We start from the raw sequence: 13,794 nt of genomic DNA on the forward strand, positions 1-13,794 counted from the left end.
AAGGAGAATACCTCGTAGGGGAGAAAACTTTATGGAAGAACGATTTTTTGTAACATTTATTCATTGTTATTTCATTGCGTTTGGTGTAATTATTGGTGGAGCAATTATAGGAAGCATCGGTTCTTTTGCAACTGGTGATGCACCATTAACAGCTATGGGAAGAATTGCAAAGAGCCTTCGAATATGGGCTATAGTTGCTGCAATTGGTGGAACATTCGATACCATTGCCGAATTTGAAAAAAGCTTGGATGGTCAAGCAATTGATATCTTTAAACAACTATTAATTATTTTATCAGCTATGGGCGGAGTTAAAACGGCAATTGTTTTAATTAGTTGGTTTATTCAAGAGGATGTGACCTAATGCATATCCCTCCATATCATAAAAAAGAAAGCTGGCAGAGGTTCTTTGTAGGAGCATTGATTGGAGCAGTAATTGCTTATTGCATCGTAATGTATATGTACGGTTCGATGTATGAGAAATTGTTTGGAGAAAACCTTAATTTACAGTCAAAAATTACTGAACTAAAAAATCAGAATGAAGCATTAAAAGATTTGGACGAAAAATCCAAAGAAGAAATGACTGTGGAAAAGATTGAAATCGATATTATAAATAATAAAGATGAAGAACTACATATGGATCTATTAATGAAACAACAATTAGAGGAACTAATTAAAGAAGAAATAAAGCAAATTGTTGGACAGAGCGTCTCAACAATAGCCGATAGTGATAAGCTTTTGGAATCAACAATTGAAAACAAGGAGATTTCGATTGATGAATTAACCTATTCTTTCGTAGTAAAAAAAATGGTCGTAACAAAAAACGTAAAAATAGAAGTTGAGGCAGAGGTCTCTAACTAAACGTGAACATTTTATGAAATTTTCAAAAATCTATAGCAAAAATGAAATAAATTTTATAAAATAAAATTATACAAGGTAACTTTAACTTACACTTTCATATACTATTTTTGTTGAAAGGAGTGGAGTTCATATGTTGATCATGAATCAAAGACGAATTAGAGACGAAAAGATCAACCAGCTTAAGGTTGGTCAAACGGCCTACGCCGAATCAGATGAGCTTATACGTTTAATAAAAAGAGATATTGAAAAGAACGATTTACATGTACATTGTGATCAAACCGCTGCAGGATGCTGGTTTATTCCACTTCAAGGGAAAAAAAGTAGTTGAACTATTTGCTTTATAAAGTGAAACTTCATTCAGTGGAGGTTTCCTTTCCTCCCCCACTGAATGTTAGTTGAACATAATCGGACCTTTACGGGCAGTTGACACCCACTTATCTTCCTTTAATTTCTTTGTAATCTTCAAGTGGAGGGGATTTACTGCCCGTTAAGGCGGGATAAAATCTCACATAAAATGCTGATTTCTTATTAAGAAATCAGCATTTTCTTATTTGATAAAGGAACGGCACGCTTCATCAAGATCGCTTATAACTTGTTCAGTTTCTTCCCATGTATATACCGATGCGCCAGATGCCATTGGATGCCCACCACCATCATATTTTGCAGCAATTGTATTTACAACAGGACCTTTTGAGCGTAATCGAACACGAATCAAATCATCTTCTTCAATAAAGATTACCCATGCTTTTATTCCTTCAATATCTCCAAGTACCCCAACTAATTGACCCGTTTCAATCGGCTTTACATCGTACTCATTCAAAATTTCTTTCGTTAAACGGATTGTACTCATTCCGGATTCGGTAAGTTTGAAATTCTGTAGAATGTATCCTCTTAACCTCGCTATATTGCCCTGTATACTATATATTCCATCATATAACTGCACACGATCAAAATTGTATGCTACAAGCTCTGCAGCATATTGAAACGTCTTTGTCGTTGTACTTGGAAATAAGAACCTTCCAGTATCCCCTACAATACCTCCGTACAATAGTCTGGCTGCCTCATCATTCATCTTGAATCCAGCTTCTTTTGTATGTATGTAGAATTCATAAATCATTTCACTAGTTGAGCTTGCGCTTGTATCTACCCACATGATATCGCCATACTCATCAACATTTGGATGGTGGTCAATTTTTATTAGCTTATCCCCTTTATTATAACGATCATCATCAATTCGAGCTGCATTAGCTGTATCACATACAATCACAAGTGCATCATTATAAGTACTGTCGTTAATTGTATCCATTCGAACTAAAAAATTTAAGGATGGATCCTCCTCACCCACAACATATACGTTCTTCACCGGAAATGTTTGTTTGATTATTTCTCTTAATCCAGCTTGCGATCCGTAAGCATCTGGATCTGGACGCACGTGACGATGGATAATTATCGTATCGTATTCTTTTATGGATTGTAAAATTTTTTCTATATACATATTTAAAGCTCCATTCTATAACAGGATAGTCGTCAACCTTTTATTCTGGAAAAATCGTTTAAAACAAGCTAAAATAGATAAGTGTTCCATTGAAATTTAGATACAGGAGTAGATTATATGGTTATTATACCAATCATTATTACCTTGTCACTTGTTTTGTACGTGTACTACAAGGTTGCTATATTGAGAAGTAAAGACAAATTAACGCAAAGCTATTTTAACGCAAAATCACGAATATGTCTTGGTAGCTTTGTTTTCTTTTTCGCTATCAATCAATACATATTCTATGAAACAAAACTCTCCCTTTTCATTGGTATTGTCTTATTAATTCTAGGAGCTATGCAGCTTAACCTCGGATTTAAAGAAACAAAGCATTACCGTAATGAATGGAAACGATTGAATCCAGATACGTAAGCTTGTTGGATGTCTCAAAACATAGGGTCTGATCCTTATCACCTGAGATATCCTTTTTTTATAACCAGATTTCAGGCATTATCGGTCAATTAATTGGGCCATTAATAAGCCTTTCCCAACTAATTTTCGCTCATTATAAACTTCCACATCTATCTTCGCATAAATTCTACCTGCTTCTAACAATTTCGGTTTAATAATTAGTTTGCTTTCAATTTGTACAGGCTTGATAAAATAAACGGTGAGATTTTCTACTACCAGATCACCTTTTTTTACTTGTAATAGCAATCTGCTGCTCGCCTCTGTCATCAAGGATGTAAACACCCCGTTTGATAGGGTGCCTAATTGGTTTGTCATTTGTGGGGTTACCTCCACTTGAAAAACGCTTTGATCGTTCCCTAATGCTTCTAAGTTTCCGGAAATTATATCGTCAATAGTTTCACCAATTTGTGGCTGGCGCTGCATTTGCTGCAATGCTTTTAATACGTCTTGCCTGGACACGAGCCCTTGTAATGTATAGGCCTGATCCACTACCGGAACAACCTCAATACCTTCCCAAACCATCATGTGTGCAACATAGGCTAAGGACGTTTTCGCTTGGACTACGACAGGATTTTTGGTCATTACTTTTTCAATTGAAATGGATCTATCTTTACCAATAATATCTCTTGACGTCACCATTCCTATAACACGATTCTTTTCATCCACTACTGGAAACCTTGTGTGGAATGAAGATTCGTTTAACTCATACCACCGCTCCAAAGAGTCCTTTGCATATAAATAGAAAGATTGATCAAAAGGTGTGGATATGTCATCAACGAAAACAATCTCTTTTTTAATCAATTGATCATAGATTGCTCGGTTAATCATTGCTGCAACTGTAAATGTATCATAACTTGTAGATATGATAGGTAATTGCTTTTCATCAGCTAAACGTTTCATCTGTTCGTCCGTATCAAATCCACCTGTAATTAAAACGGCTGCACCTTCATTTAATGCTAACTCATGTGCCTTAATTCGGTTACCAACTATTAATAGAGAATCCGCTTCCGTATACCGCATCATCGCATCAAGCTGCATGGCTCCAATCACAAATTTACTCAACGTTTTATGTAATCCCGCACGTCCCCCTAGAACTTGTCCATCTACAATATTAATTACCTCTGCAAAAGTTAGTCGTTCAAAGTTCTCTTTCTTTTTACGTTCAATACGAATTGTCCCTACACGCTCTATTGTACTTACTAACCCTTGATTTTCAGCTTCTTTAATTGCTCGATATGCTGTACCTTCACTAACATTTAAATTTTTGGCAATTTGTCTCACCGAAATTTTATTTCCGACCCCCAAAGATGAAATGTGTTGCAAAATTTGTTCGTGTTTTGTGGGCATCTTCATCACCGACTTTCAACTGTACTAGTCTATTTTGTTGATTTTATTATACAGTTGATTTGCCAGAACCTCAATATTTTAGCGTTTGTCTGTGATTTGAACGTTCCTGTTCCATTACAGGGGAGGTGGTCATCCGTAATAGTGTTGCAAAATTTGCTCCTACCACAAATAAAAATAAGACTAACCATACACCCCAAAAGATTACTTCTATCTGTGATGTTGCTTCTGGAATAAGTGGCCAGGCAAAATATAAGAAAAAACATGCTAACAACAAACGTAAAACTGCATAATGACGCATGAATCATTCCTCCTTTTATTATAATAAATATGATAGTTTAGCTTATTTAAGAACAAATGTGAAGGTAAACAAAACAGGATAACCTAATAAATAGTTATCCTGTTTTAATCGGCAGTATAATACGTTGTATATGTTACAGTAAGATTTATATCGTTTTTATTTTTATCCAAATTGATGGTATCGATCGTTAATAAATTTTCACTGTTTTGCATGGCAATTAAAAAAGTATTCATTTCATCTAAATTATTAGCAGTTGCTTCTAATGAATAATTGTCACTGTTTACACCAACTGGTAAATCCTTCTCGGATTGTCCTTCCAGCCCTACAAATTGCAGTGATAGTATCATAACATTAGATGAAGTTGCTAATTTTTGAATATGACGGAGCGTATTATCAGGTGCTTTTTGCTTTGGTAGTTGCACTGTTATATTTTTATCATCTTGTTCTAAATTCCGATTCAATTGCTCTTCCAATTTGTTCAATTGCTTATCATACATGTCTTCCTGTTTTTCTACTGCATTTAGCTCAGCTTTCAGGGGATTAATGATGACTACATATGAAATTCCATAAACGATAAAACCAGCAACAATTAGTCCAACTAATATAAACGTATGCTTTTTTGACCAATCCTTAATCATTATTACCAAGCTCCTCTACCAGTTTATCTTTATCAAAAACGATGGTTAAAGTTGCCTGGTAACCAGACTCAGTCTTACTGACATTCGTTAATTGCGTATCTAGTGTAAAATTTTGCTCTAAAATTTTTGATACGTAATCCGCTGCAAACTGCATCCCCGTAAATTCAGCAACAATAACAGCCTGATTTTTTTCTATTTGTTGATAATGTATTAATTGATTTTCATTTGGTAATAACGCAAGCAAATACTGATATAATGCAACATTCGGTATTACACTTGATTGTATAGCAAAAATATTATGTTTCATTTGCTGGTGTTCCGCAATATGTGAATCATATTTTTTTAGCGCATTTTCATTATGTACTAGCCTTTCATTTACTGAATCGATTTTATCTGTATAATGACTTTTTTGTATGTATGCAACCCCTACAGCAAAAATCATCAAGAAAACAAATATAAATCCAAGAATAAATGGGGCAATAATTTTTTGTTGTTGTTTTTCTAGAAAATTAATTTCAGTGTTCATCTATATTTCCCCATTTCACACATCTTGTTTCAATGCTAATCCAAGAACATCAACGTACTTTTTTGCTAATTCTTCTTCCTCAAAGCTGTATATTGGAAGTGTTACTGTATTACTAAGTACGGTTTTAACAGAATCCAAGTATAGAAAATCGCCAGACAATACTAGCATATTTATCGTTGCCTCACCCTTAGTAATAGAAAACTGATAAAAATCAACTATTCGATTAATTTCAATTACAAATTCATTGATAACTTGATTTGCTGTTTCTGCATTTAATGTCACATCGTTCGTTACTATTTTCATATATCTTGTAAAAATCGCTTTATCCTGTTTAAAAGCTGTTAACACAAGAGCATCATGATTCCAATGAATGTGTAAGATATGTTCATGTTTAGCCTGCCTATGCATGTAATAATAACGAAAAACAGATAGCGATGTAAGGTCTGCAACTACTGATTTAAGACCGGATTCTGCAAATACATCCTCAAAAGCTGCTATTTTTTCTTTAGGGTAAGCATACAGCAGGATGTTTCTATTTTTTTCATCTACTTCTAAAAATTCAATTGAAATTGCAGGATTAGGAAATGGTAAATAAAAACGATTACCAATTTGTGTATGAATATACCCTAATGCCTCTGCTTTTGAAAGGGAGGCTGGAATCTCTAATTGACGGATAACTACTGTATCATCAGGTACACAAAAATTAAGTCTTTTCCGTTTCCAATTATGTTGTTGAACAAGATTTTTCATTATTTCTGTAAAAACAAGCTTATTTACAATCGTTCCATCTTTAATCGTGTCTTTTGGCAATTCAACCTCACCATGTGTAATCAAACCGTCATTAGTTGGATTTTTATGGTATGTATAACGTAGAACACGGTTTGTAATAACGATGTTCACCCTACCATTATTGACCAATCTCATATTTTGCACCTACTTACATAAATGAATTAAAGTACCAATCCAGTAATGAATCACCATAATAATAGCTTACTAGGGCAGCAATTATTATATATGGACCAAACGGAACTGGCTGTTTACGATCAATAACTTTAAATAAAATCAGAAGTATACCAACAATAGCACCGAACATACAGGAAAGAAAAAATACGAGTAAAACATTTTTAATCCCTAATACAATGCCTAAAACACCAAACAATTTCATATCACCTGCACCCATACCTCCTCGGCTTATAAATATCACAGAAGCAATGATAACGAACCCAATCACTGCTCCTAAGATTGCCGACCACCATGGGTCAAGCGGCTGCATAAAACGGATGATAATGAACAATGGCAGGAAAAATAATAGTACGTTGTCTGGTATGATCATATATTTACTATCAGAGACGAATAGAATCATCAACATTGATACGAATAATAAAGCAATAACTAATTCCGAAGTTAAACCAATCGTAACGTAACTTAACGCAAAAAGAAAACCTGTTAATAGCTCAACCAATGGGTATATCAGGGAAATTTTTCCTTTGCAATGATGGCATTTACCGCCCTGCAGAAGATACGACAAAACAGGGATAAGCTCAAACCACGATAAAATATGATTGCATTGCGGACAAATGGAACGATCATTAGTGAATGGTAGCCTTTTAGGAACACGCAGGCCAACAACATTGAAGAAAGAGCCGAATGTTAGGCCGAGAAGGAATAAAAATATAATCATTATTATATTCATTAGTAGGCACCTTTTTCTTGTGAAATTAAATTTAATAAACGCCCAGCAATCAACTGTTGCAAGGGCGTTATCTATTGATTAATAATTCTATTATTCTTTTGTAGTAGGTTCTTTTGTAGTAGATTCTTTAGTAGTTTCTTTTGTATAAGTAATTTTATCATTCTCTTTTTTTACATTTCCAGAATAAACTTTGCCGTCTTCATTAGGAACTTCTGGAATTTCTTCTAAATATCCTTTTGTTACTAATTCAGAAACAGAAAGAGGCAATTCTTCTCCACTCACATCCGCCAATCTACCAGCATTCTCTATCAGCTTAATATTTGCTTCATCAGCTTTTTCCTTCGAATCCCCAACAACATTTCCAATAGTAGGTACTGCTATCGCAACAATAATAGCTAATATAGCAATGACCGCTAGTAACTCAACCAATGTAAATCCCTTTTCTTTTTTAAGCACCTTTCTTAACCGTTCGAGCATAAAGACCCCCACCTTTAAATAAATTATTCATTTATGTAAATTAAGTCGACCGGTTGCACTACTTACTCCAGATTTCCCAAGTGCCCAAATAGAGAAAATCTATCATCATATCCTACTTTTTTCCTATATACATTATACTCGTTAACTCAACAAAAATCTATAACTTTCTACTGAATTTTTTCAAATAAAGAAAACATTGGGATTACTACCGCAGCAATAATACTACCAATAATACCTGTAAGTATAATGATCATTAGTGGCTCAATTAACGTTTTAATTCTCTCAGATAACTGTTCCACTTCCTGCTCATAAAAATCAGCTACCTTCTTTAACATATGGTCTAATGTACCTGTTTTTTCACCAATTTGAATCATCTGAATAACTAAAGCAGGAAATGCCCAATGGTCTTTCATTGACTTTGTAATAGATTCTCCGACTTCTAATGATTTCCGCGCTTGATCTAGAATCTCTTGAATAACACGGTTTTCAACAACCTTCTCGGTTATATCGATGGATTGTAAAATGGGTACTGAACTATTAACTAGGATACTCATTGTTTGCGTCATTCTAACCAAAATCCCTTTATGGACCAATATTCCAAGAAAAGGAAATTTCATTTTTACTACATCCACACGATAATGAAACGAATTATATTGCATTAGATATTTATAGAGTACTAAACATAAAATTACTACTATAAAAAAGACCCACCAAAATTCTGCAACAATATCACTTACGCTTAGAATCAATTGCGTAAATGCCGGTATCTCCTCACCAAATGAGTTAAACATACTTACAAATTGAGGTACGATAAATACTAATAAAAAAATACTTAGTAAAAACGTAATTACTCCAACTACACTTGGATATAACATAGCTGAAAGGACTTTTTGTTTGTTTCGATATTCTTTTTCATAGTAATCGGCCATTTGACTTAATATTTCATTCAGTTTTCCACTTGCTTCACCAGCACGGGTCATATTAACTAATAATAAGGGGAAAACTTTTGGCTGACGTTCCATTGACTTTGACAACGATTGTCCTTGTTCCAAGTTTTTAGTAATATCCGTTAATGCATTTCTTAGTACATAATTATTCGTTTGCTTTATCATTGTCTTTGTTGCAGCTGATATTGAAATTCCTGCATGAATCAATGTGGAATATTGCCTCAGAAAAATAACAAACTCTTTATTTTTTATTCGTTTATTTAAAAGAATATCCTTGTTCCATGGCTTTGTTTCTGTAATATCAAAAATATACAATCCTTTTTTTTCTAAAGATTGTAAGGCATCATCTTTAGAATCCGCTTCTATTTTTCCTTTTATTTTTTGACCAGATAACCGTTTACCACTATATTGATAGTTCACTTGTTATAAACCCCCTTCCTCTAAAAAAGGAGAAGCAGTTTCAAATGCAATTTTATCTTCTTGAAGTAACCGTTTAAGATCCATCTCCAATGTATGCATCCCTATATTTCTTGACGTTTGCAACACATTTTTCACTTGATGTAATTTTTCATTTCGAATTAAATTTTTTACTGCTGGTGTATTTACCAGAACTTCAGTTGCTACACGTCGTCCCATATTGTCTTTCGTAATAACCAAACGTTGGGATATAACTGCATTTAAAACAGTTGATAGTTGAATACGAATTTGTGTTTGCTGCTCGGCAGGGAACACATCAATCATACGCTCGACTGTTGAAACAGCATCAGTTGTATGCAAGGTCCCTAACACTAGATGCCCCGTTTCAGCGGCAGTAACAGCTGTTGAAATTGTTTCTAAATCGCGCATTTCTCCAACTAATATCACATCAGGATCCTGTCGTAAGCTAGCTCTTAATCCGTTCACAAAACTATTTGTGTCAAATCCAATTTCACGTTGGTCAATAACGGATTGATCATGATTGTGAATATACTCAATCGGATCTTCAAGTGTAATAATATGTTTTTGCATTGTTTTATTCATATAGTCAATCATAGATGCTAGTGTCGTACTTTTTCCACTTCCCGTTGGACCAGTTACAAGCACTAGACCCTGTTGTTGATGAATAATTTTTTTGGTGATTTGCGGTAAATTCAGATCTTCAATTGATGGTATTTTAGTCGGAACAATGCGTATAGCAAGTGATAGTTCCCCACGTTGGTAAAACGTATTAATACGAAATCTTGATATACCACTTATCCCATATGAAAAATCTAGTTCCCGCTTATCCAATAATATTCCCCATTGGTCATCTGAGATTACCGCCTTAACAATATTTTTAGTAATTGATGGCGTAAGTTTTTGCTCATCTTGTTCAACTAAATTGCCATTGATCCGAAATACAGGAGCTTTTCCAATTGTTAAATGCACATCTGAAGCATTCATTTTGTAGGCATGCGCTAACCATTTATCAAATTGTTCTTTCACTGATAAGCCTCCTATACACTTATTGATACTTGTAAAATTTCCTCAAGCGTCGTTAATCCGGCGTTAACCTTTTCTAACCCATCTTGTATCAAAAATGACATACCCTGTTTTTCTGCATAGGAGCGAATAGTAGCTAGGGGTTGATTGCTAAGAAGCATACCTTTTATCGTATCATCAATAACTAGTAACTCTTGTATAGCTAATCTTCCACGATAGCCTTGCTGGTGACAGCTACTACATCCCTTTCCAACATATACATTTTCAACCTTAACACCATGTTTCTTAAATATTTCTTTTTCCATTTGCGATGGCTCTCTTTTTGTTCTACAGTCACGACAAACCTTACGTACTAAACGTTGTGCAATGATACCAGATAAGCCAGATACAACTAAGTAAGGCTCTATCCCCATATCAATTAACCGTGGTATTGAATCAATTGCACTATTTGTATGTAAAGTGCTAAACACTAAATGTCCAGTCAAAGAAGCCCGTATCGCAATCTCAGCAGTTTCCTGATCACGAATTTCTCCGACCATAATAACATTTGGATCCTGTCGTAGAATCGAACGTAAACCGTTGGCAAATGATAGACCTATCGAACTATTAACCTGAACCTGATTAATACCTTCTAATTGATACTCTACAGGATCCTCAACTGTGATAATGTTTACATCTTCTCGATTTAATTGGTTGATGGATGCATACAATGTAGAAGTTTTCCCAGCCCCTGTAGGACCTGTTAATAATACAAGACCCGATGGTTGAGAAATTAATTTTTTATATTTTTTAAAGTTTTCTTCTGAAAAGTTTAGATCACTTATCTGTATCAATGCATTATTTAAATCTAAAATTCGAATAACAACTTTTTCACCGTGAACAATTGGGAGACAAGATATCCGTAAATCTACTGGTGTAACACCTACTGTAGATTTGATTCTTCCATCCTGTGGAAGTCTAGTTTGTGTAATATCCATATCTGCCAATATTTTTATCCTGGTAATTAACGCGTTTTGCATATGTTTAGAGACTACCTTTTCCGTCTGCAATCTTCCATCAATCCTGTAGCGAACATGGACACTTGATTCTTGAGGATCAATGTGAATATCACTAGCCTTTAATTGGACTCCAGTGGATAGAAGCTGATCAAGCATCCGAATAACCGGTGCCTCATCCTCTTCATTGGCGCTCTCTACCAAGAGTTCTGAATCGTTTTTAAAGTAAAATTTATTAATTGCATATAAAATATCATCTTTCGCTGCAATAACTGGAGAAATAGTAAGACCTGTTGCCATTTCAAGATCATCAATTATGTAATAATCCATTGGGTCCTTCATCGCTATTAATAACGTATTATCTTGTATATTTAACGGCATTATATAGCTTGCCTGCGCCATTTCCTTTGAAACATAACCGAGTACACGATCGTTAATTGGATAACGGTATAGTGAAACATGTGGTATACCAAGTTGAAACTCAAGAACCTCAATTAATTGTTTCTCTGTTATGAATCCACGCTCAAGCAAAGCATCCCCAAGCTTTTGATCTTCTTTTTTATTTTTTAATGCTTCATTTAGTTGACCTTCATTAACAAGACCGGCATCCTGAAGCATTTCCCCTAAACGCTTTCGTGTGTTCATTCACCTGCACCGCTTTCAATTTTGATTTTTACCTCACCTTTTGCAGTGTTATTGGCTTCAAAAGCTTTCCCAATACTTTCAAACGTTACCGTAACTGAAGAGTTATCCCTATTTACAACAACATGAATATCTATTATTTCAAAGGTTCTATTATTACGGTCTATTTCAAACGGCTTGTTGTTTAGTGCATCATAACGTAATTGGTGAATAAAACCGTTTATCTCTTGTTCCAATAATCTTTTGTTGTCTGTATTATTATCTATAATTGATGTAAGTTCTGTTTGATTATTTACTATAAGCTGCTGAAAATAATCAACACCCATTTTGGCTACCAGTTCTGCATCAATTTTCTTTTCCATCGTTGTTACTTGTTTGGTGCTGTTAACAGCTTGGGTAACTTGGACTGTTACAAATATAAGGAATATTGTAATTATCAACATCGTTAAAACTAACGCAGCGCCAGTTTCATTTTTGAATTTTTTCATAACGTATCCTCAGAAATATATGTAAATGAATCACTGGTCAATGTTTCATTCGTTGTATAGATTTTTATATGTGTGCGATATAAATTCACTTCATTTTCTTTACATAAACTTAATGTTGCATTATATTCCCTATTATTTAATGTATATTTTTTAAAAAATTTATCTTCACCCTCATTTTGACTGCAGTTATTTATCTTTGCATCATAAAATTCAGTTATATTTACAGTTTTCACCTCACTGGCAACTCTACTTAATAGGTTACTAGATACTAATTCATTATCTGTGTGTGTTGACCAATTCATCATTTGGGGAAGAATCGGCAAAAAAACTGCAGCAATTAATCCTAATAGTGCAATGGATGCAATAATTTCTATTAAGGTGAATCCATGACTATTCTTTTTTGTCTTTTTACTATACAATAGAATACACCTCATATATATGACTTTATACCTATTATATCATGATATTGGATGTGTAAAAGATGAAGATTCAAGTATTACAAAGTCAAAAAGGAATAACTTTAGTGGAATTGCTGGCAGCAATCACACTATTTGCCATTGTAATCGTCTTTTCTTCTACCTTGATCGTCCATTTTTCGGCAAACAATCAAAAAACCAGTGATTCTATTGAAATGAGTCAAGATGTGAACGTAATAATCAGTCAGCTACGGAATCAGTACTATAATGAAAATACTGAACTTTGCATACATAATGAAGATATCTCAATAAGTAATTATACTATTGTTAATGGAGGGGACCCTGAAGGGAATAATCATTTGAAAATTACCAATGGTTGTATTCAAAATGTAGATAATTCAAAGCCAATTAAAATAAATATACAGTTTAAGAATAAAACCGGTAATCAATTCGCTCTTAATACAGCTTTTAGTACGAGTAAACCGCATGTATTAACTGTGTCAACAAATAACGATGATACTGAATTACCAGATGACAATGATTACCAGGATTTCCCCTGTAAAACTAACGGAAGTATTACAATTTCTGAAGACGTAAAACTACGAAAAGGTGTATGTCCAAATGATACGTTTATTGTAACTGGCGCATTGACAACATTAGGAAAAATATCTCTACAACATGATGGGGTTACATTGAAGGTAGGTGGATCGGCACATTTCATAAAAAAAGTATGGATGGCACAAACGGCTAAAATAGACATCTCAGGAGCGGTAGCCTTTAATCAAATTGTTTTAATGAATAAAGATAGTTTAATGAGGGTTGGCGGCGCTGCTAATTTTACAGAAGATCTGCAAATGAAAAAAAATAGTTCAATAAATATTGGAGGATCAACCATTTTCTATAAAAACATCACTATGAAAAAAGGGGCTGAAATCACAACTTCATCTGCTATTATTTTTGGAAATGCTACTTGTAATAATGAAGAAATTTCCTTTACTAATAAAAAACTTACATGTAAGAAATAAGAAAAGGAACATGGTGGCTAGTCCATGTTCCTTCC

18 protein-coding genes and 1 riboswitch are annotated in these 13,794 nt (G+C 34.1%); of the genes, 5 read left to right on the forward strand and 13 right to left on the reverse strand.

What is annotated here, in order from left to right; all coding sequences use genetic code 11:
• The first annotated feature begins 31 nt into the window (after positions 1-31).
• From ytrH to CS937_RS12340, 3 genes are all read left to right on the forward strand, one after another.
• Positions 32-361, forward strand: coding sequence for a sporulation membrane protein YtrH (gene ytrH, locus CS937_RS12330; protein ID WP_099158750.1), 330 nt, complete (start codon positions 32-34; stop codon positions 359-361).
• The gene (ytrI, locus tag CS937_RS12335) at positions 361-858 is read left to right on the forward strand and encodes a sporulation membrane protein YtrI (protein WP_099158751.1); all 498 of its coding nucleotides are present in this window, start codon (positions 361-363) and stop codon (positions 856-858) included. Before ytrH ends, ytrI begins: the two co-directional genes overlap by 1 nt.
• Positions 859-988: 130 nt before the next feature.
• Positions 989-1,186, forward strand: a complete 198-nt coding sequence (locus CS937_RS12340; RefSeq protein ID WP_099158752.1) for a YtzJ family protein — start codon at positions 989-991, stop codon at positions 1,184-1,186.
• 219 nt (positions 1,187-1,405) lie between these two features.
• Here the strand turns inward: CS937_RS12340 and CS937_RS12345 are convergent, their stop codons facing one another.
• The gene (locus CS937_RS12345) at positions 1,406-2,353 is read right to left on the reverse strand and encodes a DHH family phosphoesterase (protein WP_099158753.1); all 948 of its coding nucleotides are present in this window, start codon (positions 2,351-2,353) and stop codon (positions 1,406-1,408) included.
• A gap of 117 nt (positions 2,354-2,470) precedes the next feature.
• Between CS937_RS12345 and CS937_RS12350 the strand changes: the two genes are divergently transcribed.
• Positions 2,471-2,767 (forward strand): YtpI family protein, encoded by a 297-nt coding sequence (locus tag CS937_RS12350; RefSeq protein WP_099158754.1) that lies wholly within the window; start codon positions 2,471-2,473, stop codon positions 2,765-2,767.
• Positions 2,768-2,845: 78 nt separating this feature from the next.
• On the opposite strand, the gene CS937_RS12355 is transcribed toward CS937_RS12350, so the two are convergent.
• The 12 genes from CS937_RS12355 to CS937_RS12410 form a co-directional block, all read right to left on the reverse strand.
• Positions 2,846-4,153, reverse strand: coding sequence for a DRTGG domain-containing protein (locus CS937_RS12355; RefSeq protein ID WP_099158869.1), 1,308 nt, complete (start codon positions 4,151-4,153; stop codon positions 2,846-2,848).
• Positions 4,154-4,223: 70 nt separating this feature from the next.
• Positions 4,224-4,451: a hypothetical protein gene (locus tag CS937_RS12360; RefSeq protein ID WP_099158755.1), complete on the reverse strand. Its 228-nt coding sequence runs from the start codon at positions 4,449-4,451 to the stop codon at positions 4,224-4,226.
• A 104-nt stretch (positions 4,452-4,555) separates the two neighbouring features.
• Positions 4,556-5,089 carry a hypothetical protein gene (locus CS937_RS12365; protein WP_099158756.1) on the reverse strand — a complete coding sequence of 178 codons (534 nt, stop codon included), beginning with the start codon at positions 5,087-5,089 and terminating at the stop codon, positions 4,556-4,558.
• On the reverse strand, positions 5,082-5,615 hold the full coding sequence (locus CS937_RS12370) for a hypothetical protein (protein ID WP_099158757.1): 534 nt from the start codon (positions 5,613-5,615) through the stop codon (positions 5,082-5,084). Before CS937_RS12370 ends, CS937_RS12365 begins: the two co-directional genes overlap by 8 nt.
• A gap of 15 nt (positions 5,616-5,630) precedes the next feature.
• Positions 5,631-6,539: a type IV pilus biogenesis protein PilM gene (gene pilM / locus CS937_RS12375; protein WP_099158758.1), complete on the reverse strand. Its 909-nt coding sequence runs from the start codon at positions 6,537-6,539 to the stop codon at positions 5,631-5,633.
• Between the two features lie 13 nt (positions 6,540-6,552).
• Positions 6,553-7,308, reverse strand: a complete 756-nt coding sequence (locus CS937_RS12380; RefSeq protein ID WP_099158759.1) for a prepilin peptidase — start codon at positions 7,306-7,308, stop codon at positions 6,553-6,555.
• Between the two features lie 90 nt (positions 7,309-7,398).
• Positions 7,399-7,785: a prepilin-type N-terminal cleavage/methylation domain-containing protein gene (locus tag CS937_RS12385; protein ID WP_099158760.1), complete on the reverse strand. Its 387-nt coding sequence runs from the start codon at positions 7,783-7,785 to the stop codon at positions 7,399-7,401.
• Between the two features lie 38 nt (positions 7,786-7,823).
• Positions 7,824-7,907: riboswitch (cyclic di-GMP riboswitch) on the reverse strand.
• 45 nt (positions 7,908-7,952) lie between these two features.
• Complete coding sequence (locus CS937_RS12390; RefSeq protein ID WP_099158761.1) at positions 7,953-9,152, reverse strand: type II secretion system F family protein; 1,200 nt, start codon at positions 9,150-9,152, stop codon at positions 7,953-7,955.
• A gap of 3 nt (positions 9,153-9,155) precedes the next feature.
• Positions 9,156-10,196 carry a type IV pilus twitching motility protein PilT gene (locus CS937_RS12395; protein ID WP_099158762.1) on the reverse strand — a complete coding sequence of 347 codons (1,041 nt, stop codon included), beginning with the start codon at positions 10,194-10,196 and terminating at the stop codon, positions 9,156-9,158.
• A gap of 11 nt (positions 10,197-10,207) precedes the next feature.
• On the reverse strand, positions 10,208-11,833 hold the full coding sequence (locus tag CS937_RS12400; RefSeq protein ID WP_099158763.1) for a GspE/PulE family protein: 1,626 nt from the start codon (positions 11,831-11,833) through the stop codon (positions 10,208-10,210).
• On the reverse strand, positions 11,830-12,318 hold the full coding sequence (locus tag CS937_RS12405; protein ID WP_099158764.1) for a hypothetical protein: 489 nt from the start codon (positions 12,316-12,318) through the stop codon (positions 11,830-11,832). Before CS937_RS12405 ends, CS937_RS12400 begins: the two co-directional genes overlap by 4 nt.
• A complete protein-coding gene (locus CS937_RS12410) occupies positions 12,315-12,737 on the reverse strand; it encodes a type II secretion system protein (protein ID WP_176555828.1) in 423 nt (140 codons plus the stop codon). The genes CS937_RS12405 and CS937_RS12410 overlap by 4 nt, the downstream gene beginning before the upstream one ends.
• A gap of 62 nt (positions 12,738-12,799) precedes the next feature.
• Between CS937_RS12410 and CS937_RS12415 the strand changes: the two genes are divergently transcribed.
• Positions 12,800-13,759, forward strand: coding sequence for a PulJ/GspJ family protein (locus CS937_RS12415; protein ID WP_099158766.1), 960 nt, complete (start codon positions 12,800-12,802; stop codon positions 13,757-13,759).
• Positions 13,760-13,794: the final 35 nt, after the last annotated feature.

Origin of the sequence: Virgibacillus ndiopensis (assembly GCF_900187325.1) — a bacterium.
GTDB lineage: Bacteria > Bacillota > Bacilli > Bacillales > Amphibacillaceae > Virgibacillus_E > Virgibacillus_E ndiopensis.